The sequence below is a fragment of the Fortiea sp. LEGE XX443 genome, from assembly GCF_015206815.1.
Classification (GTDB): Bacteria; Cyanobacteriota; Cyanobacteriia; order Cyanobacteriales; family Nostocaceae; genus Nostoc_B.
On the sequence record NZ_JADEXZ010000075.1, the window covers coordinates 1 to 26,792 of the forward strand.

Consider the following 26,792-nt stretch of genomic DNA (forward strand, 5'->3'; position numbering starts at 1 on the left):
TCTTCGTCCATCAGTCGTTCTAAAATCTTCCACTTGCTTTAATTGTTCAATCAAATCTGCACCCATATTCTTTTCCCCTCCACTCTTGCTATTTTACCTGTTTTAGGGAATGAAACAGCCCTGGGGGTTGGGGGGATCTGAACAAGATGGAGATGTTAACCGAAATGTATTGAATAATATCTCTTGTGCGTCAACAAAAATGCGCCTACTCTTACCAGATACCCGACTTCTCAAAGAAGTCGGGTATCTGAGCCACTGGAAGGCAAGCTTTCCATACCACAAAACTTAATGTCATAACGACAGAACTTAGTGTCGTTACGACGGAACTTGATATCATAACTACACAAGTTGTTGTTGTGGCAAATGCTTATGTTGTAGTAACGACAGCTTAAGTAAAATTTATCTGACAAGATCCCCGACTTCTTTAAGAAGTCGGGGATCTGGAAAATCTCAAAATCGCTCAAATAACCACTCGTCCCCAACAATCTCCTCTAGCAGTTGCACCAAATGCGGGATAAAATAATTAGGATCATTTAACCGTTGCTGCACATACCACGTCTCAAGAGCTTCCCCTGTTCCAATACCTTGAGCAGCAGCCGCACCTACTAAAATTTCAAAACTGCGCTGTTGCAACTCCTCTAACTGCGGATGCTCATCACGGCGAACTTGACATAAATACATTGCAACTGCACCTAGCAAAGCTTGTATCTCATCCCCTTGGGGTACGCTATTGTACATAACCCGGAGCTTATTTATAGTACCAGTCAAAGGTACTTGAACTCGCAGACACAGCCACACAGCTTGAGCAAGATAGATAATTCCCTTGATTTCATCAGCAACGCTTAAGTTACCTAAAATCGTACACAAATCTAAGTAAGCGTTGACTTGTCCGAGTAATTGCGCCGCTTGTAAGTTTAGTTCTAACTGCTTTGTTTTGTTTCCCCTTTCACCTTCCCAATAAGCCATATTTGCCAACGTCGCCGCTTTACCTTGGACATCGTTAATGCTTTCCTTGATATCCAAAGATTGCTGAAAAAGTGCGATCGCCCCTGCAACATCTCCCTGTTGGGCTTTTAATAAAGCCATTTCGTGTAGCGTCGCCGCTTTCCCTTTGACATTGTTAATGCTGTCTGAGATATCCAAAGATTGCTGGTAAAGTGCGTAAGCCCTCCTGACATCTCCCTGTTGGGCTTTTAATAAAGCCATTTCATGTAGGGTTGCTGCTTTACCTTGGACATCGTTAATACTTTCATAGATATCCAAAGATTGCTGATAAAGTGCGTAAGCCCCTGTGACATCTCTTTGTTGGGCTTTTAAGATAGCCATGTTGTGTAGCGTCGCGGCTTTCCCTTGGACATCGTTAATGCTTTCTTTGATATCCAAAGATTGCTGATAAAGTGCGTAAGCCCCTATGACATCTCCTTGTTGGGCTTTTAAGATAGCCATTTCGTGTAGCGTCGCCGCTTTACCTCGGACATCGTTAATGCTTTCCTTGATATCCAAAGATTGCTGGTAAAGTGCGTAAGCGCCTGTGACATCTCCCTGGTGGGCTTTTAATCCTGCTATTTGGTGTAGCGTCGCCGCTTTTGCTTGGACATTGTTAATGCTGTCCGTGATATCCAAAGATTGCTGGTAAAGTGCGTAAGCCCTTGTAACATCTCCCTGTTGGGCTTTTAATCCTGCTATTTGGTATAGTGTCGCCGCTTTACCTTGGACATTGTTAATGCTTTCTTTGATATCCAAAGATTGCTGATAAAGTGCGTAAGCCCCTATGACATCTCCTTGTTGGGCTTTTAAGATAGCCATTGCGTGTAGCGTCGCCGCTTTACCTTGGACATTGTTAATGCTGTCCGTGATATCCAAAGATTGTTGATAAAGTGCGTAAGCCCTTGTAACATCTCCCTGTTGGGCTTTTAATCCTGCTATTTGGTATAGTGTCGCCGCTTTACCTTGGACATTGTTAATACTTTCATAGATATCCAAAGATTGCTGATAAAGTGCGTAAGCCCCTATAACATCTCCTTGTTGGGCTTTTAAGTACGCCATATTGTGTAGCGTCGTGGCTTTTTCTCGTAAATCATCTTTTGGACACAACTCTAAAGCTTGTTCGTAATGCGTCAATGCTTCCTTGACAAAACCTAAAGTTTCTTCCGCCCTAGCAATAGTTCCTAAAATCCGGTAATCTTCACCCAATTGCAGAATTTCTTGGCATAGTTCCCACGCTTCCACAAATCGGCTACGATTTACCCAATGAATTGCAATCCGATCTCCCACACTCACAGCAATGTCTTTTTCCTGCCCCAACACCGCTAACCTCACGATTTCTCGTGCTTGTTCTTCATTCTTGTTATCCGCTTCTTCCCACCAACTGCGGTAAATTATCCGCGTTGCTGTTTGTCGGGTGGTTTGCCATTGTTCCTCAGTTAATAGCGGTTGCAGTAACGGTTCTAAAATCGTCGTCACTCGATATTCTGGCGTTTGCTTGGCGTAAGTCGTCGCTGATTCCACTAGGCTGAGGCTAATTAATTTAGGCAGTAATTGTAGAGACGCAATATATTGCGTCTCAGCACTCGACGTAGAAACAGAATTAATAATATCGATTGTCACCGGCAAACAAAACACGCTTAACTGAGCCAGAAACTTTTTCTCCTCATCCGCTAACGCATTTAACAGCGTTTCTGCCAAAATATTCTCTCGAAACTTTAGCTGTACACCTTCCAACTTTGTCAACAACTCATCCGTTGCCAAATCTGGTAACTGCACCACTTCCACCAGCCACTTCAACAAGCGCGGATTTCCATCAGCAATTTTGAGGAGGCGCTGCTTTCGCACTTGTAACCGCACATCCTCATCTAATCGCCAATAGATTTTATTAATATCCGCCTCACCCATCGCTGCTAAACTTTCCAAATGCAGACGATGGGGAGGTAAAGTATTTTCTTCCAAATAACGACAGGTGACAATCAACCGACTTTCCGCTTGATTTTCATCTAGCGCTGCACACAAAGCCGCTAACACATCATAAGCAGCAGTCGTCATCCGCAAACTACTATCAGCTACATTCTCTTGGGGGATATTCTGCTCAAAATCATCCAAAACCAACAATACAGGCTTATCGTGTTCGTTTTCTATCGCTTCAAAAAAGTTCTGCAACCGCCCTTTAAAAGAAATTCCCGGTTGATTTAACAAAGCTAGTACACCTGCAAACCGTTCATACTTACTTGCCAGCTTGTTAATTAACCCTACCTCATCCACAACCCCAATCAACACCACCCGTTCAAAATTCGGGCGTTGTGCTTGCACCCGCGTACACAACCGCGCCGCCAGGGAACTTTTACCCAAGCCACCCATCCCCGCAATGAATACGCCGATATAATCGCTAGTTTGTTTTAACGCCCGAATTCCTCGTTGTAATGCTTTTCTTCGCCCGACAAATTCCCCATGACTAGCAACTTTGACGATGTTATTTTCATCGAGAAATTCACTTTCAGGTGGTGTAAACTTCAGCTTCTCCCGCTTTTTAGTATTTAACGGTGTCACCAACTCCCCAATGGCGCGATTATCCCGATAAATCCGCAATAAATGCCAATCGCTGCATTCTTGAGCTATCATTTCTTGCTGTGCAGCTTTTACCGCATCTTCCACCGTCGCACCAGTCGCCAAAGCGTGATAAAGTGCCTGAGCCGCAATAATACCAGTTCTATCAAAAACTGGACGCGCCCAACCCAAAACTATACTCGCACCCGCTTTCACTAAAGCTTGCGCCATTGAAGGGACTGTTCCCTGGTTAGCAATTTGCCCAGTATGACAGCCAGAGAGAAACACCACACGAGGAAAGCGATTCTGAAAAGCTTTTGCTAAATCATCAACGGTAGTAAATTCTACTTTCCCCTCATCATCTTCTGTGATGAAGCAGGGAGTGTAATCTTTGATTTTGCGACCTTTAGGCAAATAATGCCCTAACGCTCCTTCTGTATAAATTACACCGTGTCCCGTCAAATGGAACACATCAAAATAATCTTTTGCTTCTGACTGAACTAAATTCCCCAACTCAATAACTGAGCCGCTTTCTTCAACAATCAACGCTAAAGGCTGTTCTTTTGTCGCTGTGAGGATGTTTTTTTCTTCTTCTTCAAATTGTAGTGGTGCAATTCCCGGATGTTCTGGTGATGTCGCCATAAACAACAGCCGCAACGGCCGATTTTGGACATCCAAAATGCTCGTAGTTCTGCGTTGTACACCACGCACAGGTAAAGGTGCATCATGTCTTTGCAGTAAAAACACGTTGCCATCATGTAACAATTCCCAAGGCAGATGCGCCAAGCCTAATGCTATTCGTTGCGTTTGAGGGTTTAATCCTTGTGCTTCACTAGTTTGAATTAAATCTAAATATATGCGCCCTTCATCTGCTACTTCTAACGCCCTCCGCAACCATCCTTCCTTCCCATCCAACCAAGAATAAAGCTCACGCCCAATATTCCGCAATTGTGCGGTGTCATCCAATTGTTGAGAGTAATATTTTTCTTCACACAGATTAATTAGACTGGCTAACTTATCAGTATCTAGACGGCGTGTACCGTAATTGCAGCGCAGTTCAAAGGTTTGATTTTGGCTAAGAGCAAATGTAAAAGTAGAAGCCACGGTTACTTAAGTAGTGACTATAGTTACTTTTGTTATGATATCGCGTGATTTTAGAAAGTTGCAGCAGAATATGGGGACAAAAACAAGATCCCCGACTTCTTGGAGAAGTCGGGGATCTGAATAAAAAAACCCCCAGAGGGGGCTTAATTTTTAAGTTATTCGCGTGGAGTGAACAACTTGCTAATTAATACTCACAGTAGGTATATTAATCCGAACAAAATAATCCAGATCACATCTACAAAGTGCCAGTAGATTTCTGCCGCTTCAATACCGAAGTGTTTTTCGTTACTGTAATGGCCTGGAACGCGCGATCGCCATAACACTGCCAAAATCGCTAAAACACCGATAGTAACGTGCAATCCGTGGAAACCAGTCAAAACATAAAATGCACTAGCAAACAAATTGGTAGTTAAACCAAATTCCAAATGGGTATATTCATACACCTGCCCCATCAAGAAAATTGCACCCATCGCGGCGGTAATTGCCAACCAAATCCGCGCACCTTTGGCATCATTCTTTTTAATCGCAGTATCAGCATTGTGCATCACAAAGCTGCTGGCAATTAGATTGACAGTATTAACTCCAGGGAGCAATAATTCCAACTCTGGTGTACCCGCGGGAGGCCACACAGGTAAAGTTGAACGGAAAGCCAAGTAGGCTCCGAACAAGCCCATAAAAATCATCCCTTCAGCCACCAAGAAGACAAACAAACCAAACAAACGATGGTCTGGATGTTCTTCGTGATGGCCAACTGTTGCTGCACTGTGATGATGATTTTGTTCGGTTTTAGCTGGGTCAATTGTTTGACTTTGCATGAATCTTATTAAGTATGAAGTGTGTTCGCCCCTGGCGTTCCCGCAGGGTAGTATGAAGTATGAAAAATTTCATCCCTATTCTTTAGTTCCTGAGACGCGCTGTTCAAGGTCAGACTCGATAGTGGGATATGGTTCATCAGGATCTGCGCGTAGCACTGAGTTCGGGCCAGCAGACAAGAAAGGATTGGGATCAGATAATGGCACACCTTCCTTAGCTCTTTCTAAGCCGTAGTCATAAGGCCCTGTAGCCAAAACTGGGAATCCCTCAAAATTCTCAATTGCAGGTGGTGATGTTGTCATCCACTCTAAGGTGAGCGCCCGCCAAGGATTATTACCTGCCTTCTCGCCGTACATCCAACTCCAAATCACATTGATGATGAATGGAAATGTGGAAATAGCAAGTAAGTAAGCGCCATAGGTGCAGATTTCATTCAGCAACGTAAATTTAGGATCGTATTGGGCAACGCGGCGGTTCATGCCCATCATTCCCAGCTTGTGCATAGGTAAGAAGGCCATATTTAGACCAACAATTGTCAGAGCAAAGTGAACCTTACCCCAAAATTCGTTGATCATCCGTCCCGTTATTTTCGGGAACCAGTGATACAGTCCGGCAAAAATCCCCAACACGCTACCACCAAACAAAACGTAGTGGAGGTGTGCCACGACAAAATAAGTATCGTGGACGTGAATATCAAAGGGTACTGCCGCCAACATTACACCACTAATACCACCAATCACAAAAGTACCGACAAAACCGATGGCAAACAGCATCGCAGTGTTGAGTTGGATTTTGCCACCCCACATCGTTGCTATCCAGCTGAAAATTTTGATTCCCGTAGGTACGGCAATGATCATCGTCGTGATCATAAAAAACATCCGCAACCAGCCAGGAATACCACTAGTAAACATGTGGTGCGCCCAAACTATCAATCCCAAAAAACTAATTGCTAGGGAAGAATAGGCGATCGCTTTATAACCGAAAATAGGCTTACGGGAATGTACCGGAATTATTTCAGAAATTGCCCCAAAAAATGGCAAAATCATGATGTAAACGGCTGGATGGGAATAAAACCAGAACATGTGCTGGTAAACTACCGGATCACCGCCACCAGTGGGGTTAAAAAATGTTGTCCCTGCCAATAAGTCAAAGGCCAGCAAAATCAAACCTGCTGCTAAGACTGGGGTTGATACCAAAACCAGCGCCGAAGTCGAAAACATCGCCCAACAGAACAAAGGCATCTGATGCACTCCCATTCCCGGAGTCCGCATCTTCAGCAAGGTGACGAGAAAGTTTATCGCCCCCAAAATCGACGACGTACCCAGCAACAGGACACTCATAATCCAAATTCCTTCACCTACCTGGCCTGTCACCAAGCTCAAAGGTGGGTAGGAAGTCCAACCTGCATCTGGTGCATCACCTACTGCCAAACTAGCAATCAGCAACAAACCCGCTGGTGGAATCATCCAAAAGGCAACAGCATTTAGTCGCGGGAATGCCATATCTTTAGCCCCAATCATCAGGGGAATCAAATAGTTAGCAAACCCTGCACCTACTGGCACAATCCACAAGAAAATCATGATTGTGGCGTGCAGTGTAAACAGACTGTTATATACTTCTGGGCTGACAAAATCTACTTCTGGAGTGCGGAGTTCTGTTCGTACTAAGTCAGCTAAAACACCGCCAACGCAGTAAAAAATAAACGAGGTGACGATGTATTGAATCCCGATCACCTTATGGTCTGTGTTGAAGCTAAAGTAGTCTCGCCATTTTCTTACCCCTGCTTCCTCAATGTGAGCAGGAATATTGGCAGTTTCTTGGATTTGAGCTTGTGTCATAGGAGTTAGTTGTTCAGTTATCAGTTATCACTTATCAGCCTGTTCACTGATGACTGTTCACTATTGACTGACTAATGGTGAACTTGATGTAAGATTTCTGGCTGAATTCCCATGTTCTTAGTATAAGGAGCCAAAAATTCATCTGGGGTGAGGTTTGCAGGGTTTACAGCAACTGCTTGCTTCATAGTTTCGCTGCTGGCTACTAGCTGCTCTTGCATCCACTTGTCAAAATTTTCTTGAGTTTCTACAACCACTTGGCTTCTCATCGCACCGTGGTAAGGGCCGCAAAGTTCAGCGCAAATTAAGGCATAATCACCGATTTTATTAGGTGTGAAGCGAATTTCGCTTTGCCTACCGGGGATCACATCTTGTTTCAAGCGGAACTCTGGCACCCAGAAGGCATGGATAACATCGTTAGCTGTCATGCTGACTTGTACTTCCCTGCCGATGGGAACGTGTAACTCGCCTGTAGTTACACCTGTTTCAGGATAAGTAAAAATCCAGGCATATTGCAGACCTGTGACGTTGACCACTAAACTTGGTGGTTTACCCGCCTGATCAGGACTGGAGCCAATGGTAGGAGCAACACTGCCAACACCGGGAGCATTTTGCTTTTGGGGAATTTGGTCAGCATTGCGGACTGCGGCGGTGGCGGGGTCTTGCATTGCCTCATCAGATTTTTCTTGATTGAGGTTGGGAGGCGCATCAGTCAAAGTCGCAGCTATTGCGGCTCCCGGCATTGTCATTGAACTTTGATTCATTGGCGCTTCATGAACCGCATGGGGATCGAAGCCACCGATGTCGTTGTAAACTTCAAAGCTATAGACAGAAATACCGATCACAATAATAGCTGGGATCGCCGTCCAGAGGATTTCTAGAGGCACATTCCCTTCAATTGGTGGCCCATCTTCATGATCACCAGCACGCCGACGGTATTTAAATGCAGAGTAAATTAAAATACCTTCAACTATCAAAAATATACCGACAGAAACGGTCATCATTGAGTTGAACAAACCATCAACCAAGATGGCTTCATCGGAGGCTGCTGTCGGCAACAGACCGTGATTTTGACCGTACCAAAGACTGACTAACGTTAATACGATGCCAATCAATAATGTCCAGATTGAACTTGGAATTTTCACGGCTTACTTAGAATTAATTGACTACGTTTTTTTAAAGCTACCCACTTACTAAGGTAGTCTAGGCCATTAAACATAGAGTCAAATGGTGTGAAATTTTTATTAATTTTTTCGGCAACTTTACTAATCTTGAGTAAAAGAGATTTGTTAGATACTGACAAGGATAAATAGCTATAACTGGAAAAATTTAAGAAAAAATTTAGGTTAGTAAAATTATTTGCTAATTGTCTACTGCTCACATCTTGAAAAATACCTAAAGCTTCAGACTAAAAGCATCTGGAGTGATTCAAAGTAATAAGTGAAACCCCATCTCTAAACCTTGCCATATACGCTAGGGTGGAAATGGGTTGGTACAAAAAAATTAAAAATTTTAAGAGAGCTACTACCAAGATCGACAGAAGGAATCGTTCATGAACGAATTTGTCCTAAAACAACAAAATGATGTGTCAGTAAAGCCACAAAAACCGCAGGAAATGATTCGTCGCTTGGTGTGGAGAATGTGTATAGCCACTTTAATTTTAATGGCTATAGGCTCTGCTACCCGTGTAATGAATGCCGGACTTGCTTGCCCAGACTGGCCGTTATGCTACGGGGAACTGGTACCAGCCAAACAAATGAATCTCCAAGTGTTTTTGGAGTGGTTTCACCGATTGGATGCAGGATTGATTGGTGTGAGCACGATCGCACTCGCTAGTTTGTCTTGGTGGCACCGTCGTTTTTTGCCTGTCTGGTTGCCTTGGGCTGCTACCTTTGCCCTGTTTTTAATCGTGTTCCAAGGCATCTTGGGCGGACTCACCGTTACCGAATTGCTGCGGTTTGATATTGTTACCGCTCATTTGGGAACAGCGCTGTTGTTTTTCACTACCCTACTGGTTGTCGGTACTGCTCTGGCTCCCTATCAGGGAACTGGCAATGTGGGTAAGTTGCCCTGGGTGGGTTTAGCAGCGGCTGTGTTGGTGTATTTGCAAAGTATCATTGGTGCTTTGGTGGGATCTCGCTGGGCGCTACACCAATGCTTTGGTACTTCTGAACTTTGCAATGTGATGTACAGCCATATTTTTGGCTTAGTACCGCCAAGTGTGGCAACTTTGGCAGTCGTTTTAATTTCCTGGCGAACACCAGCGCTTCATCCAGCTTTGCGGCGACTGGCAAACATGGCTGGTGGTTTGTTGGTTTTACAAATCCTGTTGGGAGTTGCTACTTTTCGATTGCATCTACAAGTTGAGCCGCTAACTGTCTCTCACCAAGCTATAGGCGCGGCTTTGCTTGGTACTTTAGTGACTTTCACTGTTCTAGCATTGCGTGACTGGGCTGCTAGTCGTGAGATCAACAGTTTGCCTGTAAGTTTCGCTACAAATGCGATGAATACACCAGTGAATGGCTCGAATCCATAACCAAACTCAGGTTTATGGAAAACTGATGCGATCGCTACTATGACTCATGACTAATGGTGATAGGCCATTAGTCATTGGTCGTTGAGTAACTCACTGAAATTGACATCACATCTAGCAATCATCTCCAGCAACTAGAAGTGATGATCCACCTATCCTCACCTCTGCTGAAGTTTCCCAAGAACTAGCAAGTTACTAACTCTTCAAACAGGGAAACTGCAAACTTCAGAATCGTAACTCAGTACAAGCAGTTTGGACATCGCTCTCCAGAGCCAGGACTAGACGTAAATTGTTGACAAATAAGGAAATAGAACCAAGATGATTGAGACTAATGTCTCTCGCCACCACGCAACATTCCTCCAGGTAATTCAAAGCTATTACCAGCTAACTAAACCCCGAATTATTCCCTTGCTGTTAATTACCACGGCTGGGAGTATGTGGGTTGCAGCTAAGGGACAAGTAGATCCATTACTTTTGTTCGTTACTCTAACTGGTGGCACTTTGGCGGCTGCAAGCGCTCAAACAATTAACTGTATCTATGACAGAGATATTGATTACGACATGGAACGGACGCGCCATCGTCCCATGCCTTCAGGGAGGGTGCAGCCAAAAGATGCACTGATTTTTGCCGTCGTTCTGGCTGTGCTTTCTTTTACTCTACTGACAGTGTTTGCTAATTTATTGGCAGCCTGCCTAGCATTTTCTGGCATCGTTTTTTATATACTGATTTATACCCATTGGCTCAAGCGCCACAGCACTCAGAATATTGTTATTGGTGGGGCTGCTGGGGCGATTCCGGCGTTGGTAGGTTGGGCAGCAGTGACAAACACCTTAAGTTGGCCTGCATGGTTAATTTTTGCCATTGTCTTTTTGTGGACACCACCCCATTTCTGGGCGTTAGCGTTAATGATTCGGGATGACTACGCCAAGGTAGGCATACCCATGCTCCCAGTGATTGCCGGGGCGACAGCTACAGTCAAGCAAATTTGGTATTATACCCTAATTACAGTCATCGCAACGCTGTTATTGTTCTATCCCTTGCACGCCAGCGGGATTGTTTATGCTGCGATCGCAGCTGGTTTAGGTGGATTATTTATCCGCAAATCTTGGTGTTTATTACAACAGCCAGAAGACCGCACAGTAGCCAAAGATGTGTTTCTCTACTCCATCTCCTACATGATGCTGTTATGTTTGGCGATGGTCATTGATAGTCTGCCAATTACCCATCATTTGGTGAGTACTGTTATTGCTCAACTGCACTTATTTAGTTAAGGCAGAAAAAATTATGCGATCGCGTTGGGAAAATGGCGCGATCGTGTTCTCTATAAATCAGAAAAGCTCAAATTGATATCATCATTCTCAATGAGATTGTGAATGCAATCAAAATGCCAGCAGACGACGTAAACTACTCGACAATCTAACTTGCCTATTATCTCAATAACAAAATTAGAGGTGTGATTGCGATCGCCATTTCTCACACTACTCGATAGATATCAACCAAATAATTAACCCAGTTACCAAAACACACACAACCCCAGCCATCCCAGCCAGGGGTTTTTTGTACTTACCAGTAAACCACTCTGACACTTTACCTGTATAAGTTATGAGTTGGGCTGTATCTATAGTAGCGATCGCCCACACTAAGGCTGCATGTAATCCCCAAGCAATACCCAAACTCCCCTTATCTGCAACCCTCGCCATTACTAACATCATCCCCATCAACCACAGTCCTGGTAGTTGCGGTAGAGTTTCCTGTTGCTCCCAAACTAAATGCAGTACAGCAAAAATGAAACTCGAAATTGCTGCTGCTACCCAAATTGGATAATCTCTTTCTAATTCGGTTAACACAAAACCACGAAAAACTAATTCTTCTGTACCACCTACTAATAAAGCTACTAAAAAAATCGGTGGCAAGATAGATGGCAATAACTTAAGATGAGACTTCTCAAATTCACACCAACCTAGCCACAATTGCACAGTAAACGTCATACCTAGGCTCAGTAACCCCAAACCAAAACCCAGCCCTAAACTACTTAGCAGGGAAATATTCACTATTAAGCCATAATCAGCAAAAGACCTTTTAGACAAAAAAATTACTCCCCAAAGAACTAGGGGAGCTAATAAGTAAAGTGTCACTATGAGGGGTAACTTCTGCTCTGGAGGCAAAGGTTTTGTTGGTTTCCAATGAATAGCAACGGCAGATATTACTGCCAATGGGAACCAACAGCCTATCCAGCTAATGAAAAATGCCATCAAGACAACTGGTACTGACGCATTTTCCATAAAGGACAGTAGGGTGTTGACCGATGGCTGAAAAAAATTTGTCAAAACAAATAAAAAAAACACGATAGACTTCTTGGTTTCTCATCAAGACTTTACTAAAATATCTGATTTTAGCAACATGTCTAATCGTATCGTTTTATTAGTACAGAATTCTTAAACAGAGTTATTTGCTGTAGCGGTAGGGATAAGTATTCGGGCATTTACCTACAACTTCTCCCTACCAACTCGAAATTTACTCTTCCTCGTCTAAGTCTTCATCTACCTCATCAATGTCATCTGGAGAAATGTCTTTTTTATCGCTTTCACCTAGTTGAATCAGGTGAATGTGCTTGTATCCCAGTCTAATTTCAAACTCATCTCCAGGTTTTAAACCCATTGCCTTAGTGTAAGTTGCACCAATGACAATTTGACCATTTTGATGAACGCTAACCCGGTATGTCGGTTCGCGGCCACGGCCATCTTTAGGTGCTTCTGGACTTAAGGGAATTCCCCTAGCCGATAGTAAAGCGTCATAAAAATCAGTAAGATTGACGCGCACCTGGTTATTCTTAGTAACAGTGTAATAGCCACACTGCTTTGCTCTTTCTCTTCTGGGTAAATTAGAAAGTTCTTTTACCTTAGCAAGCAGTGATTTTCCAGTTAATGGTGCAGTTGCAGTTTCTGTCATTACGCTCAAATTATCCTTACTCTCTCCAAACTGATAAACTATGTAGTCTGATGCCAGTATTTAAATTTTGAGTATCCGTATAAAGATGCTCAAAATTTTAGGGGAAGGGTTAAATTCCTACTGATAGAGGAGCCACAAGCGCCTATATTATGCTTGCCCGCAACAGATTAATGGCCAGGGTTGTCACAGGCTTTTATTTTGGTGTTTTTACGGCACTTTTAACCATGATTCGCCATTGAAAACGAAATTATTTTCTCTTTTGGCGCTACTGTAGCGGTGTAACTTTAAGCCACCTTTACAAATGAGGTTGTTTCTACTCTAAATTAAGTAGTAGACCCAAGAAATTGCAGGTTTTCCACTTTCAGTGCTTGCCTTTATTGCTCTTGAGTTGTAGGTTTTAACCACTCTTCCTCTTAAGCTTAAGACACCATAGTATTTGCATATGGACTGAGGACATACACCCTTTTGTCCCAGATGTAGAGACATAAAATTTTTTGTCTCTACGTTACGAAAAAACAAAGCAGTAGTAATCGCGCTTATACGACGATTGAAACTGGTTTTGTTACTTCGTAATTGTATATCAAATACTAGCATGGACTAATAATAGCAAAATAGTTGTTGAATTTTGAATTTAACTTGCCGACAAACTTTTATTTAAATTATTGAGCTTGAGGAGGGAAAAAGCAGTAAGGATTTTGCTTCTGGTTTATTAGCTAGAGTGAGTATTGCAGCATCACTTTTATAAAAATTCATCTAAATTTAGATCAGCAGTTTTGAGTGAGTGACATTCTTTGATGTTAGAGATTGAGAACAGAGAAAAATGCGGTGAGGTTAAACCTCTTGGTTAATTCTCGCAAGACAAACAACAGTCAGGTATTTTGAGTGTCTGTCTTTGGGAAGAATAAATATATTGCACATCTGTCAAGTGCTTTATGACTGCGATCAGATGTTTATTATCAGCTTTAATATATCCATAACAGCAAAAAATTAACCTTTAGCAACTATTTCACTGATTTCTCCAACAAGTAGATGTTAGTTCTGACTCTTGTTGGCATAAAGATGTATTAAGCAGGTGAAGTGTATTTAGTGGCAATATTTTTGTTACGCAGGTAATTAACTTTAGTTGCTCTCCAGGAAAAATTCTTTTGTTTTTAACTCCTAAACAGGTAAATTGAACAATAAGCTACGATCGCCTGTTTTGGTACTAAAACACAGAGCGTAACATAAATCTCAGACACGGTGCTAATACAACTCAAATTTTAATGGTTATCCTTGAACTAGAATCAGTAGCTCTTTACTCATCAGCCTATTAACACTGGGCGTTGAATTAAGAGCAACAAGAGTATAGCTCAATTTTCGCACCTACTAGCCTTTACTCATGATTCCTAAGGCTGGTGAAGCAATTTTAAGAATTTGGTTAGTGGCAATGGAAGTTATTTTTAAAGTGATTCGGCAGCAACAAAATTCTGCTCCTGTTTTGCAAACTTACCACCTAGATGTAGACCCTGGTAATACAATCCTCGACTGTCTAAATCGAATTAAATGGGAGCAGGACGGCACATTAGCATTTCGCAAAAATTGTCGCAATACCATTTGTGGCAGCTGTGCGATGCGAATCAATGGGCGTTCGGCTTTAGCTTGTAAAGAAAATGTTGGCAGCGAAATGGCTAGATTACAGCAAATACAATCATGGACAAATACAGCAAAATCAAATCTAGAAATTACGATCGCGCCTCTGGGTAATATGCCCGTGATTAAAGATTTAGTAGTAGATATGAGCAGTTTTTGGCATAATTTAGAGGCAGTAGCTCCTTATGTGAGTACAGCAGCACGACAAGTACCAGAACGAGAATTTTTACAAACACCCGAAGAGCGATCGCTTCTCGATCAAACTGGCAACTGTATCATGTGCGGTGCTTGTTATTCTGAATGTAATGCCCGTGAAGTTAATCCTGATTTTGTCGGCCCTCATGCTTTAGCTAAGGCTTATCGCATGGTTGCAGATTCTCGTGATAGTGCTACAGAAAATCGCCTAGAAGATTACAGCGAAGGTACTAAAGGTGTGTGGGGTTGCACTCGCTGTTTATATTGCGATGCAGTTTGTCCAATGGAAGTTGCACCATTAGAACAAATCACTAAGATTAAACAAGAAATTCTGTCACATCAACAAAAAAGTGACACACGCTCAATTCGCCACCGCAAAGTTTTAGTCGAATTGGTGAAAGAAGGCGGTTGGATTGATGAACGCCAATTTGGTTTACAAGTTGTTGGTAATTACTTTCGTGATCTCCGGGGATTACTCAGTCTTGCACCTCTTGGTTTAAGAATGTTATGCCGGGGTAAATTCCCACTCACATTTGAAGCATCTGAAGGAACACAACAAGTGCGATCGCTCATCGAATCAGTACAACAAACCAAAAAAGTTTAAAGTTTCAGACTTCAGACTTCATACTTCATCTAGGGTCTTGCGGAATATTTAAAGGCTGCCCAAAGCGATCGTAAACTAAAATATCCCACTGCCCGTTATTACTCGATTCAAAAGCAATCCGACTACTATCAGCGCTAATAGTGGGGTTACGAACTTCCGCTTGCAAATTATTAGTTAAATTGCGTGATTGGCGAGTTTCGCGATCATAAACAAAAATAGCCGATCGCCCCTGACGACTAGCTGCAAACACAACATAACGACCATCTTCCGAAACGCTAGGGTGAGAGGCGATCGTATCTAATGAATTCAACCCCGGTAAATCAACCAAATTGCGAGTCAGGGTATCAAACATATACACATCTTGACTACCCCGGCGATCGCTAGTAAACACAATATATCTTCCAGAACTTTGCGGATTTAATTCCGCAGCCAAGCTATTGATACTCCGTCCCCCAGGATCAAAGGGATAATTCACTAACCGCGGATAACCAAAACAACCAGTTAGTAAACTACAACAAGCAAATATAGGTATAAAAATACTGCGGTTTGTCATTTGTCAATGGTCATTTGTCCTTTGTCAAAAAGTAAGATGCTGAAGGACAAAATTTCATACTTCATACTTCACACTTTAATTAGGCGCACCCACCGTTGCGCCATTGGGAATATCTAATTCAATATTTGGGCCACGGTCTAAAACTTCAATATCCCATTGACCACGACTAGCTGTTTCAAAGACAACATAACGTCCATCAGGGCTAACACCAGGATTTCGCACCCAGCCGCGATAAGCAGGAGTGAGGATTTGAGATTGTTGCGTAGCGCGATCGTAAAGAGCTACAACAGGTCTACCTTGGTCGCTAGTCAAATAAACCACGTAACGTCCGGTGTAGCTCAAGCTGGGACTCTCACTAATTGTTTCCGGTCGGTTTAAACCTGGTGTATTAACAAATATTTGCTGTTGTAAATCATACACTAGCAGTTGGTGAGTACTATTACGATTTGATACAAACGCTAAAAACCTACCGTTTCCACTTAATGCCGGTTGTTCTTCTGTGTAACGACTATTAAGGGAAGTAGGCCCAAGGGGAATATCCGCAGAACCACAAGATATAAGTAAACTTGTTAAGCTAAAAACCAGGCTCCAATGAATTGGTCTTTGGAGCCAAAAACTAGGCGTAAATTTGTTCACCTCAACTGTTATTTTTTACATCGCCTCTAGCTTACATCTATCCCAACAGTTTTATACATCATCAAAATTAGTTGAATTATCCGATTCATCTGACAGGTCAATCGGCTTGTATGGCACATAATCAGTCGGGATTGCATCATCATCTGCATTTTCTCTGCGAGAAGTTGTCTCAGATGGCGGACGGCGTTTTCTTGGTCTAGTAGGAACATCATCTTCTCGGCTGTCTGGACGCTGAGTGCTGTTATTACCACGACGAGAAGGTTTTTTGACTTCCTCACTAGGATTTTCCCAATCGTCTACCTCCCTGGTGGAAGAAGAACCCCAACCTTCATCTTCATACCTCTCAGTCGGACGGCTTGCTGAACGCGCAGAAGTATTACGGCGACGATTTTTATCAGTTGTTTCTGTCCGTTCATTACTAGTGTTAGTGCGGCGATTGGAACGACGGGGTGGTTGCTCCTCGTAGTAGTCATCACGAGGCGATCGTTCATCTCTGCTACCCCGAATTCTTGGACGCACAGGAGGCTCTTCCTCCTCATAAGGCAATGGTTCTAAATCATCTTCCACTTCGGCCTCATAATCTCTGCGCCTTTTATATGAATAGTTATCGCTTACCTCTCGTTCTCTATCCACAATCGGAGTGTTGCGCTTGGCTTGCTGAGTAGCAATACTCCTTAGGCGAATACTTTCAACCGCAAAAAACACCGTTGTACCGACTAAAAGCAGCTGGCCAAATTGCAGAATTGGGTCTAACCGCCATCCTTGGAATATGAGAATAAAGCCGCAGAGTAAGCCTACAGCTGCAAAAAAGATATCTTGATCTCGTGAAAGTTCTGGGCGTACAGTCCGCATAAAATACAGCGCTGCCCCAGCCACAGCCAGGAAAATTCCTATAATGCTGGCTGAGTTCGTTCCTACATTGACCTGAGCCAGAACACTGGCTGAGTTCAGCCCAAAATTTAGCATTGTTCTTTATCCCAATATTCAGAATCTATGTTAGCGAGTCACAACTAAAATCACTACTTTAATTAATCACAATATATCTAAGCTTCTGGCTAAGAAGGTTTCAAGCTGCTTATGGCAATTTAAAAATTTATCTCTGTCAGCTAAGTATACCTTGTCTTCACTAGGAGGATTGTCTGCTGTGAATGCAATTAGGTAAATAGCTGACAGACGATGGGTATTAGAGTCGAACTAACTCACTAAAGCATTATGAGCGCTGGATTTTATCTTTCTGACTAATGAAAATTAGCCCCACAGTAGCAGGGATAACGACGATCGCAGTACCCCAAAGCAGACTCCAAAGAAAATTTGCTAAAGATGGTGTCATTGTTCTCAACCTTTTTTTACACACTTAATCATAATTCTAATGGTGTAGCACTTTCTTGAGAAGCCTTTTGGCATAAGCTAAAAAACCAGAAGCTAGAAATTAGAGACTAGAAACTGGTGTTTTTACCTCCGCACTTCCTTCAACTAGATGTATATTTTTCAGAGAAAACCTTTAAATATCGTAATATTTAGGGATAATATTGGTTTTGTGTTATACCAATTCACGAAAATCTTGATACAAATTAATGGTTTTTAATTCTTTCCCTCTGCTCCCTGCCCCCTGCCCCCCTGCGACCTACTTATATCAAACTTAAAGTGAAACGGTATTACTCCTGACTGGCATTTGAAATAAAATATATATAGATTGCTTTACAAAGCTTAAAACTTCCTAACTTTCTTCGCAGAATCTTTTTTGTTCAAAACTAGTAGCTCAAACTGATGACTGGTGTTAACTTGACCGTTTGGATTCTTGGCCCCGTGTTGGGGCTGATGACATTTCTATTTATTTTCCGTATTATTCTCACTTGGTATCCGCAAGTAGATTTAAATCGCTTGCCTTTCAATCTTATAGCTTGGCCTACCGAGCCATTTTTGGTGCCGTTACGTAAGCTAGTACCACCGATAGGCGGGGTGGATATTACCCCGATTATTTGGGTGGGTATTTTCAGCTTGGTGCGGGAAATCCTCTTAGGCCAACAAGGGCTGCTTACTATGATGTCGCGTGTCAGCTAGATAATAGGCGATGATGCGATCGCCTAATTATTGATCATATTTGGGAAGGGCGATCGCTCTCGGCTTGGGCGCTGCTAGAGATACAAAATTGTTCGCAATCCCTCATCTACCTCTTCCTGCAAATAGTTCGGTAGTGAACTAATACGTTCAACTAGGAACGTTTTATCAACCGTGAAAATTTGAGATATGTTAGCAACAGAATCTCTGGGCAAACCTGATGCTTCACTGGGTAACAGTACATTACCTGGTGCTTGTGCTAACTGAATATTGGAAGTGATAATGACGACAATGACTGTGCTGATCCGGCTTTGAGTAAAAATATCATCTTGAATTACCAAAACAGGACGACGATACCCAGGCTCAAAAGCTACAGGGTCAGGTAAATTTGCCCACCAAATTTCTCCCCGATACATTACCAATTCTCACGAGGCAGAGATATAAACTGCATCCTTGCCATTACCGGATCTAGTTCAGAAGACTCTTGAGAGTAAACTTGGTTCAGCTTGTGCAAGATTTGATTACGGTTGTATTTTTTTAGATATGCTTGTAACGCTTTTGTGTAAAGCTCACTGCGGGATAACCCTAGCTGTTGAGCTATTGCTTCTGCCTCTTCAAAAACTGAATCTGGAAGTGAAATTGCAGTTTTCATAGTGGCCTTGAGTGTTATTTTGACACTTTTAAGTTATACCTTGGTTATACCACGACGGCAAGAGCAAGTACAAAAAGCATTTGATGAAAACTTGATTGAAAAATACCACAAAAGGCGATCGCTCTCTGCACAGAGAGGAGCGGAACAGATATGGCTAATGCCAAACAGCCCTCTAGTTGCATGTCCACAGATAGTTCAGATGTCAAACGATGAAGTTGTGCAGCGGCAGATAAGCTTGAATTCCCACCGATACCCTCTGTACCGTCCGCATCAACGCAGTGTTAGCTGACTTTCACAGCAGACGCGTCTTGGTTTATTTTACTAAGCTTCTTGAGCAAGGGCTAAGACACGCTGATATAGCTGAGGGCTGACGCGAAAACCAGCCTGCTCGATCAAGGCATCCACAACAGGCTGAACTTGAGAGATGAGGCTTCTTTGTTTGGCAACGAGCAGAATACCCAGGATACCAATGATAGATAGCCCAAGTCGAACAGCTACTTGTCGTCCCAAGCGTTCATCAATGAGTAGATCGTCGGCTTGTAACTCAAGCGCCAAGGCAATCGCATTCGCTTCCCCAGCATCAAGTCCCCGTTCTTGTTGCAGTTGGCTGGCAAGTGGTAGGTTGATGAGGGGTTGGGTTTGAATCCAGCCCAGTTGGAGCATGGCGGAGATGGTGGGATTACTGGCGGCTGCTAGTTCGCTGGCAACCACCTCAGGAATGATAACTGTCTGATAAATGGCTTCTAGCAACCAGAGATGATCGACAAGAGTAAGATTAGAAAGGGCAGAAGTATCGCTGACAACGATCATAGCCAACCACGATCGCGCAGGTGCTGAACATCTTGCTCAAAGTCTTTCACATCGTAATGAACACAGATACCGCGATCTGCCAGCAGCTTTTGAAAACTCATGATTTCTATCCCAGCAATTTTGCTGGCGCGACTTAGGGAAATCCGCTCTTGCTGAAAAAGGGCAATAGCAATTTCCTGGAGCCAGTCGCTCTGGCTAAAGGTTTCGGTTTGGCTGAGGCTATCAGGTAGGTTCAGGGTTATTTGCATCGAGTTTCCCTCACGCACTCACCTTTAATTTTAGCGACTCTGTACGGTTCGTACCTAAGCGAGTTGTAGTAGATAGAGTGCGTTGCAACGCACTCTACACAATGGCGATCGCACTGAGAATGAGGTCATTTTTCGCAATAAGCCGCCCCTTATTGATTCTTGCGCTTACCCTGAGGATAGACCTTGCTTAAAAAAACAAGTAACACAGGAACAGAGCAGATTATTTTAATCCCCAATTCCCTACAGTTTCATCTCTTGAATGAAATTGGTATAAACGTTACCCTGTAAAAACTGTGGGTTTTCCATAATTCTTTGATGAAAACCAATCGTAGTAGGTAGCCCGGTGATGGCACACTCCCGGAGAGCGCGTTTCATCCGGTTAATTGCGGTTGCACGGTCTGGCCCCCAAACAATTAGCTTCCCAATTAAAGAATCATAGTAGGGAGGAATTTGGTAATCGGTGTAAACGTGAGAATCAATCCGCACACCAGGGCCACCGGGAGGAAGATAACCACTAATCCGGCCGGGGGCTGGACGGAAATCATGGTCTGGGTCTTCAGCGTTAATCCGGCACTCTATAGCATGACCACGCAAAACTACTTGGTCTTGATGAAGCCTTAATCTTTCTCCTTGAGCAACCCGAATTTGTTCAACCACTAAATCCACACCAGTAATCATCTCTGTTACAGGATGTTCTACTTGAATTCGGGTGTTCATTTCCATGAAATAGAACTTACCAGACCTATCTAAGAGAAACTCGATAGTCCCTGCGCCAGTAAAGTTAATAAACTGGGCAGCTTTGACAGCAGCTTGCCCCATTTTTTCCCGCAGGTCTGAGTCAAGAGCCGGACTAGGTGCTTCTTCTAGCAATTTTTGGTTACGGCGTTGAATTGAACAATCTCGTTCGCCTAAGTGAATGACATTGCCGTAATTATCTGCCAAAATTTGAAATTCAATGTGGCGCGGACGTTCAATAAATTTTTCTATATAAACGCCAGAATTACCAAAAGCTGCGCCTGCTTCTCCTTGGGCTGCTAAGAAAAGTTTGACAAATTCATCTTCAGAACGGACTAAACGCATACCCCGTCCACCACCGCCTGCGGTGGCTTTGATCATCAAGGGATAACCGATCTCCTTAGCCAGTGTTAATCCTTCTTGCTCAGACTCTATTAAACCATCACTACCTGGTACTGTTGGTACTCCAGCTTTTTGCATGGTTTCTTTGGCTGTGGATTTATCTCCCATTAACCGGATGGCTTCAGGAGTTGGGCCAATGAAAGCAATATGATGATCTGCACAAATTTCAGCAAATTTGGCGTTTTCTGACAAAAAGCCATAACCTGGGTGAATGGCAGTGGCATTACGTGTCAAAGCAGCAGCAATGATATTGGGAATATTTAAATAACTTTTACTGCTGGCAGGCTCGCCAATGCAAACTGCTTCATCAGCTAGTTGAACATGGAGAGCATTACGATCAACGGTGGAGTGAACCGCAACAGTCGCAATTCCCATTTCTTCACAGGCGCGGAGAATGCGAAGCGCGATTTCTCCCCGATTAGCAATTAATATTTTGTCAAACTTCATTTTCGAGCTTCGATATTAGTACCAGTAGATTGACATTTTCTCTTATCTGATTTGCATCAGAGCTTTTTACAGTAGCTATACTCCTTTTAATATCACTTGTGGCACTATTACATTTCTGTTAGTCTGATATCCGCCTTCAGGAAATTTCTGAACTTGTTCACTTAAATTTTTGCAAAAATTAGATATTACCTTACTATAATCATTTTGTTGTGCTATATTGGTCATCTAGTGAACTGACGCGGATGTGGCGGAATTGGTATACGCGCACGCTTGAGGTGCGTGTGGCTTTGCCTTGCGAGTTCGAGTCTCGCCATCCGCATTTTTTAGTCAATAGTCAATGGTGAAAGCCTGAGACTGTTGACTATTAATTTTTGACTTTTTTTTGTGCTTTTATAGAGATAGATGAACTTTTGTAAATAACATTGACTGCTATTTTTACTCTGACAAACAACTCTACACTGCCAGCAGCTTGGCATCGTCTGACTCCGATTTGGCAAGGGGGCGAGGAAGTTATACAAAAGAGTTTGCCTCATACACAGTTAGCACCCACTTGGCAAATGCTACTTTTGGGTGACGGTTCTCCAACTAGGCATTTAGAATTGCTTACAGGTGAACCAACGGAAGTAGATGTGATTGACATGTCATTGATTGGCATGGATTTAGATGATGCGCCCGATTTAATTGAAGCCGTACCAGGGCCAAGACTGCGACGACAGGTTTGGTTGCGTACTGCTTCCGGACAAAGACTAGCTTATGCTACATCTTGGTGGGAAGCCAGTCATGTAGATGAGTATTTGCAAAATCGTTCATTGCCAATTTGGGCAAGTTTAGCTCGTCTCCGCACAGAGTTATATCGAGATGTACGAGGTATTTACTACGGTGATTCCACTGCGTTAGAATCTGGTTTTGATGTTAAAGGGCCATTTTGGGGTCGTCATTACTTATTTTGGCATCATGGACAACCTCTAACTTTGATTTATGAGGTTTTCTCACCTTACTTAACCAAGTATTTAGGGCCGACGCAGATGAGTTCTATTAATGGCAAAGTATAAAATAGAATAGCGATCGCCAAATCAAAATCCAAAATTCACCAGGTAACGGAATTTACTTGAGTCAGAAAAAGTTAAATTTATCTAAAAATTAAAATCCATGATCGATGATTAGTTTATCGCTATCTAGCCAATATAGCTATGATTTAACCTAAAAAACATCCATAAACTGCTAAAATTTTATGTCTGATATTTGGTATAAATAGCGATCGCTAACTGTAATTTCAAAAAACTTCAAAATTTCTGATTAAAGCTATATTTATGAGCCGTAAATCTAAAACACGTGAATTGTTTCAGTAGTAAAAATTACAAATCACTGATAACTTGCGGCTTTTTTGAGTTAGTTATATCCTCAGAATAATTGGGATAAAAATTTTATCTCACTTGGATTGACGTGAAATAGAACAAAGCATGTTAGAAAGATTAATTAAACAACAAAAGCAATACTTTTGCAACAATAATAGCTAAGGTTAATTACCAAAGTACTAGCAAAAAAAGTTCAAAGTAGAAAAATTTATTGAAAAACTGCCAAAAAGAATGGCAAAAGCTTAAGTTTACTTGATCAAGCAAGTCATAAGTTCGCAAGTATGAGGTATTGGTTTCAATGGCGCTGCCTATTGTGTCTGTTCCGATAAAGAAAAAACAGAAACCGTCTCTGGCACTGACGCTTTCGGCTACTGGCTTATTAATTATTGGTGGCGGAGTCGCCTATCGGTTGTTTAGCCAGGGGCATCTATATTCTGGAAATTTACTAGTCGGTGCAAATCTTATTCCTAGCGATGCCCTGTTTGCAGTTTCCCTCACTACAGATACCAAGCAATGGGAGAAATTACAGGAGTTTGGAACGAAAGAGTCGCAAGCAGAACTGAATAAAAGTTTAATCCAGTTACGCGATCGCTTCCTAACAAATAATGGTTTTAACTTTGAGCAAGATATTCAACCGTGGGTAGATGAAGAAGTTACCTTCGCAATTTTGGCTCCAGAAACTAGTCAGACTGCCCCGAAACCTGTAGTTACTGATGGTGTTGCTGCTAACAATCAGCAGTCAGTAGTTATGGTTTTGCCTGTAAAAAATCCAGAACTAGCTCAAAAAATTTTGGCACAACCCAAAGCTCTCAAAACAGGTAAATGGATTGATAGCACCTATGAAGGGATCGCAATTAAACAAAGCGAAGACCAATCTGGAACAAACCTTTCAGCTACATTATTAGATAAACGCTACTTAGTTATTACTGATAATTCTAAAGCCACAAAACGGGCAATTGATGCCTATAAAAATCAAACATCCTTAGCAACAGTAGGGGGTTTTGCCGAGAATTTCCCTAAAATTTCCCAGTCCCGCTCCTTTGCTCAGTTTTACGTAAATGTTCCGAGGGCTGCTAAAATTGCTACTACTGCTCCTAATCGTCGATTACCAGCGCAAGTTTTGGCTCAACTTCAAAATAATCAAGGTTTGGCAGGTACTATGACTTTGGAGCCTGAAGGGATACGCTTGAAGGGCGTTTCATGGCTTAACCCTCAAAGTCAGCGCCTACTATCAGTGGACAACACAGCGAGCAGTATGCAGCAGCGGATGCCAGCAGAAACCTTGATGATGTTTTCTGGTAGCAACTTACAACGGTTTTGGGGAGACTATCTTTTAACATCCCAAGGAAATCCGCTCTCACCCGTATCACCAGACAAACTGCGTAGTGGCGTAAAATCTCTGATTAATCTCGATTTGGAACAGGATTTACTCAGTTGGATGAAAGGCGAGTTTGCTGTTTCACTGATTCCCAATACACTAAAAAACGGAACACCAGGAGATTTTAGAGCAGGATTGGTGTTCATGATCAAAGCCAGCGATCGCAAATTAGCTGAAACATCCTTACAAAAGCTGGATGAGGTAATTAAAACTCAATATCAATTCCAAATCCAACCAGGGACAGTAGCCGGTCAACCTGTAGTCAACTGGATTGGGCCTTTTGGTACTTTAACGGCCAGCCACGGTTGGTTAGATAAAGATATAGCTTTCTTAGTATTGGGCGCTCCCGTCACCGATAAAATTGTCCCCAAACCTAACACCACACTGGCCAGCAATCTTTCATATCAAAATACCGTTCCCACTGAACCCAATCCCACAAATGGTCAATTTTTCGTAGATGTGGAACGAATGGTAAATAACTTTACCCTCAATACTCTATTCCCCAAACAAAGAACTTTCCTCGAAGCAACTCGTTCAATTGGCATAACAACAGCTGTGAGTGACAGTCGCAGTCACCGCTACGATATTTTTCTATCTCTGAAAAAATCTCCTAACTCAGCAACTTTACCCAATCCATCGAATAGTCCCAATATTAGTAATAGTTTGTCAAAAACTAATTGATGGATTGAGGTTGATACAGGCACACGGTGAATTTTTAACCCGGCAAATTCGACTTGACACAATAGTAGTTCAGCAATCTGAACCACTAAAAGATGAAGTATGAAGTTACTGATCGAGCAGAACAACCGATGCGTATCACATCACATTAATTTATTCTGTTTACCCTTAGCCTCTAATTAAACTCAAGTTAGGATCAGAATAGTTAGAATCAAAATTTTCAAGAATCACGGCGGAGAATAATGTATGAATCTGGTTGTACTCCAGACCTGGCTAGATAACGCCTCATTTGCTGTACTATTCCTCACCATGCTGGTTTACTGGGGAGGAGCGGCTTTTCCAAATCTGCCAGCACTTGGTGCTTTGGGGACAGCTGGAATGGCGATCGCAAATTTGTGCATCGCTACCCTTTTAGGAGCAAGATGGATAGAAGCAGGTTATTTCCCTCTCAGTAACTTGTATGAATCATTGTTTTTTTTGACTTGGGGAATTACAGCAGTTCATTTAATTGCTGAAAGTAATAGCCGTAGCCGCTTGGTTGGAGTTTTTACAGCTCCCATCACAATGGCCATCACGGCCTTTGCGGCTTTGACCTTACCATCCACAATGCAATCAGCAGAACCCTTAGTACCTGCATTGAAGTCTAACTGGCTCATGATGCACGTCAGCGTCATGATGTTGAGCTACTCTGCTTTAATGGTAGGCTCGATGTTGGCGATCGCTTTTCTTGTTGTGACTCGCGGTCAAAATATTCAACTACAAGGCAGTTCTGTTGGTACTGGCGGCTACCGCAGTAATGGCTATCGCTTACACAAAGCAGGTGAACTGATTGCTCAACCAACAGCAGATGTTGGCGAAAATAACGGTTCTACTCGTCGTTTTGAAAGCAATACCAGCAACGGTAACACTGCCGTTATGAATTTGGTAACTTCTCCCCAATCAGAAACCTTAGCAACGGCTGAACTCCTCTCACCCCAACGCCTAAATCTTGCCGATACCCTGGATAATATCAGCTATCGCATTATCGGGCTAGGATTTCCTTTACTAACAATTGGAATTATTGCCGGTGGAGTGTGGGCTAATGAAGCTTGGGGTTCTTACTGGAGTTGGGACCCTAAAGAAACCTGGGCATTAATTACCTGGTTAGTTTTTGCAGCTTACCTCCATGCTAGAATTACGCGCGGTTGGCAAGGTCGTCGCCCCGCAATTTTAGCTGCAAGTGGTTTTGTTGTGGTCTGGATTTGCTATCTCGGCGTGAATCTTTTAGGGAAAGGGTTACATTCTTACGGTTGGTTCTTTTAAGAGCTTTACCCCTCTCCAGCAATGACTATCCATTACCCGGATATTTATTAACATCGCTGAAAAGCAAACAGAATAAGGGTTGTAGATATAGACATAATGGAGAGGGTTGACAAAATAAAATAAGTATGGATAACTGAAGAGCGCAGCATAGGCGATCTTTAAGTATCAGCGTGAGATGGAGAATCGGAGTAAATTATTTGCCAAGTAGCAGCCAATACTTCTCGGTTAAGAATTAAGCAGTATTAAGAATAAAAAAAGTGCGCGGTTGAAGTTTAGTACCCGTTACTCTATGGATTGGTTTTTTAGATGGAAACTTTGAACGGGGTTTTTTAACGACT

Annotated in this window: 23 protein-coding genes and 1 tRNA gene; 9 read left to right on the forward strand and 15 right to left on the reverse strand. The window is 42.6% G+C overall.

Annotated features, from left to right (window positions below):
- Positions 1-450: 450 nt before the first annotated feature.
- The 4 genes from IQ259_RS21970 to IQ259_RS21985 all read right to left on the reverse strand — a co-directional run bounded on the left by IQ259_RS21970 (position 451) and on the right by IQ259_RS21985 (position 8,434).
- Positions 451-4,641 carry a tetratricopeptide repeat protein gene (locus tag IQ259_RS21970; protein WP_193888142.1) on the reverse strand — a complete coding sequence of 1,397 codons (4,191 nt, stop codon included), beginning with the start codon at positions 4,639-4,641 and terminating at the stop codon, positions 451-453.
- Between the two features lie 191 nt (positions 4,642-4,832).
- Positions 4,833-5,456 (reverse strand): heme-copper oxidase subunit III, encoded by a 624-nt coding sequence (locus IQ259_RS21975; RefSeq protein WP_193888144.1) that lies wholly within the window; start codon positions 5,454-5,456, stop codon positions 4,833-4,835.
- Between the two features lie 75 nt (positions 5,457-5,531).
- Positions 5,532-7,292: a cytochrome c oxidase subunit I gene (gene ctaD, locus IQ259_RS21980; protein ID WP_193888145.1), complete on the reverse strand. Its 1,761-nt coding sequence runs from the start codon at positions 7,290-7,292 to the stop codon at positions 5,532-5,534.
- A gap of 71 nt (positions 7,293-7,363) precedes the next feature.
- Positions 7,364-8,434: a cytochrome c oxidase subunit II gene (locus IQ259_RS21985; RefSeq protein WP_193888147.1), complete on the reverse strand. Its 1,071-nt coding sequence runs from the start codon at positions 8,432-8,434 to the stop codon at positions 7,364-7,366.
- A 407-nt stretch (positions 8,435-8,841) separates the two neighbouring features.
- Between IQ259_RS21985 and IQ259_RS21990 the strand changes: the two genes are divergently transcribed.
- Both IQ259_RS21990 and IQ259_RS21995 read left to right on the forward strand, forming a co-directional pair.
- Entirely contained in the window at positions 8,842-9,825 is a 984-nt protein-coding gene (locus IQ259_RS21990; protein WP_193888149.1) for a heme A synthase, read from the forward strand.
- A gap of 315 nt (positions 9,826-10,140) precedes the next feature.
- Positions 10,141-11,094 carry a heme o synthase gene (locus tag IQ259_RS21995; protein ID WP_193888151.1) on the forward strand — a complete coding sequence of 318 codons (954 nt, stop codon included), beginning with the start codon at positions 10,141-10,143 and terminating at the stop codon, positions 11,092-11,094.
- Between the two features lie 207 nt (positions 11,095-11,301).
- Here the strand turns inward: IQ259_RS21995 and IQ259_RS22000 are convergent, their stop codons facing one another.
- Positions 11,302-12,168 carry a lysostaphin resistance A-like protein gene (locus IQ259_RS22000; protein WP_370568071.1) on the reverse strand — a complete coding sequence of 289 codons (867 nt, stop codon included), beginning with the start codon at positions 12,166-12,168 and terminating at the stop codon, positions 11,302-11,304.
- Positions 12,169-12,337: 169 nt separating this feature from the next.
- Positions 12,338-12,772 (reverse strand): AbrB family transcriptional regulator, encoded by a 435-nt coding sequence (locus IQ259_RS22005; RefSeq protein ID WP_193888155.1) that lies wholly within the window; start codon positions 12,770-12,772, stop codon positions 12,338-12,340.
- 1,426 nt (positions 12,773-14,198) lie between these two features.
- Here IQ259_RS22005 and IQ259_RS22010 point away from each other — a divergent pair.
- Positions 14,199-15,200, forward strand: coding sequence for a succinate dehydrogenase/fumarate reductase iron-sulfur subunit (locus IQ259_RS22010; RefSeq protein WP_193888180.1), 1,002 nt, complete (start codon positions 14,199-14,201; stop codon positions 15,198-15,200).
- Between the two features lie 25 nt (positions 15,201-15,225).
- Here IQ259_RS22010 and IQ259_RS22015 read toward each other — a convergent pair whose 3' ends face one another.
- From IQ259_RS22015 to psbX, 4 genes are all read right to left on the reverse strand, one after another.
- Positions 15,226-15,753 (reverse strand): PD40 domain-containing protein, encoded by a 528-nt coding sequence (locus IQ259_RS22015; protein ID WP_193888157.1) that lies wholly within the window; start codon positions 15,751-15,753, stop codon positions 15,226-15,228.
- A 75-nt stretch (positions 15,754-15,828) separates the two neighbouring features.
- The gene (locus tag IQ259_RS22020) at positions 15,829-16,389 is read right to left on the reverse strand and encodes a PD40 domain-containing protein (RefSeq protein ID WP_193888158.1); all 561 of its coding nucleotides are present in this window, start codon (positions 16,387-16,389) and stop codon (positions 15,829-15,831) included.
- Positions 16,390-16,440: 51 nt separating this feature from the next.
- Positions 16,441-17,355, reverse strand: a complete 915-nt coding sequence (locus IQ259_RS22025; RefSeq protein WP_193888160.1) for a Ycf66 family protein — start codon at positions 17,353-17,355, stop codon at positions 16,441-16,443.
- A gap of 244 nt (positions 17,356-17,599) precedes the next feature.
- Positions 17,600-17,719: a photosystem II reaction center X protein gene (gene psbX / locus IQ259_RS22030; RefSeq protein WP_174709687.1), complete on the reverse strand. Its 120-nt coding sequence runs from the start codon at positions 17,717-17,719 to the stop codon at positions 17,600-17,602.
- Positions 17,720-18,156: 437 nt separating this feature from the next.
- Here psbX and IQ259_RS22035 point away from each other — a divergent pair, with 437 nt between their 5' ends.
- On the forward strand, positions 18,157-18,450 hold the full coding sequence (locus tag IQ259_RS22035; protein WP_193888162.1) for a YggT family protein: 294 nt from the start codon (positions 18,157-18,159) through the stop codon (positions 18,448-18,450).
- A 74-nt stretch (positions 18,451-18,524) separates the two neighbouring features.
- On the opposite strand, the gene IQ259_RS22040 is transcribed toward IQ259_RS22035, so the two are convergent.
- Together IQ259_RS22040 and IQ259_RS22045 are read right to left on the reverse strand one after the other, a co-directional pair.
- Complete coding sequence (locus tag IQ259_RS22040) at positions 18,525-18,863, reverse strand: type II toxin-antitoxin system PemK/MazF family toxin (protein WP_305038595.1); 339 nt, start codon at positions 18,861-18,863, stop codon at positions 18,525-18,527.
- Positions 18,863-19,099: a hypothetical protein gene (locus IQ259_RS22045; protein WP_193888166.1), complete on the reverse strand. Its 237-nt coding sequence runs from the start codon at positions 19,097-19,099 to the stop codon at positions 18,863-18,865. The genes IQ259_RS22040 and IQ259_RS22045 overlap by 1 nt, the downstream gene beginning before the upstream one ends.
- 1 nt (position 19,100) lies before the next feature.
- Here IQ259_RS22045 and IQ259_RS22050 point away from each other — a divergent pair, with 1 nt between their 5' ends.
- A complete protein-coding gene (locus IQ259_RS22050) occupies positions 19,101-19,388 on the forward strand; it encodes a hypothetical protein (RefSeq protein ID WP_193888168.1) in 288 nt (95 codons plus the stop codon).
- 32 nt (positions 19,389-19,420) lie between these two features.
- On the opposite strand, the gene IQ259_RS22055 is transcribed toward IQ259_RS22050, so the two are convergent.
- From IQ259_RS22055 to accC, 3 genes are all read right to left on the reverse strand, one after another.
- The gene (locus IQ259_RS22055; RefSeq protein WP_193888170.1) at positions 19,421-19,909 is read right to left on the reverse strand and encodes a DUF3368 domain-containing protein; all 489 of its coding nucleotides are present in this window, start codon (positions 19,907-19,909) and stop codon (positions 19,421-19,423) included.
- Positions 19,906-20,157 (reverse strand): UPF0175 family protein, encoded by a 252-nt coding sequence (locus IQ259_RS22060; protein ID WP_228014696.1) that lies wholly within the window; start codon positions 20,155-20,157, stop codon positions 19,906-19,908. The genes IQ259_RS22055 and IQ259_RS22060 overlap by 4 nt, the downstream gene beginning before the upstream one ends.
- Positions 20,158-20,397: 240 nt before the next feature.
- Positions 20,398-21,741 carry an acetyl-CoA carboxylase biotin carboxylase subunit gene (accC, locus tag IQ259_RS22065; RefSeq protein WP_193888174.1) on the reverse strand — a complete coding sequence of 448 codons (1,344 nt, stop codon included), beginning with the start codon at positions 21,739-21,741 and terminating at the stop codon, positions 20,398-20,400.
- Positions 21,742-21,979: 238 nt separating this feature from the next.
- Here accC and IQ259_RS22070 point away from each other — a divergent pair.
- The 4 genes from IQ259_RS22070 to ccsB all read left to right on the forward strand — a co-directional run bounded on the left by IQ259_RS22070 (position 21,980) and on the right by ccsB (position 26,454).
- A tRNA-Leu gene (locus tag IQ259_RS22070) sits at positions 21,980-22,060 on the forward strand.
- A gap of 103 nt (positions 22,061-22,163) precedes the next feature.
- Entirely contained in the window at positions 22,164-22,793 is a 630-nt protein-coding gene (locus IQ259_RS22075; protein WP_193888176.1) for a chorismate lyase, read from the forward strand.
- Between the two features lie 601 nt (positions 22,794-23,394).
- Positions 23,395-25,155: a DUF3352 domain-containing protein gene (locus IQ259_RS22080; RefSeq protein ID WP_193888178.1), complete on the forward strand. Its 1,761-nt coding sequence runs from the start codon at positions 23,395-23,397 to the stop codon at positions 25,153-25,155.
- A 243-nt stretch (positions 25,156-25,398) separates the two neighbouring features.
- Positions 25,399-26,454 (forward strand): c-type cytochrome biogenesis protein CcsB, encoded by a 1,056-nt coding sequence (gene ccsB / locus IQ259_RS22085; RefSeq protein WP_193888179.1) that lies wholly within the window; start codon positions 25,399-25,401, stop codon positions 26,452-26,454.
- Positions 26,455-26,792: the final 338 nt, after the last annotated feature.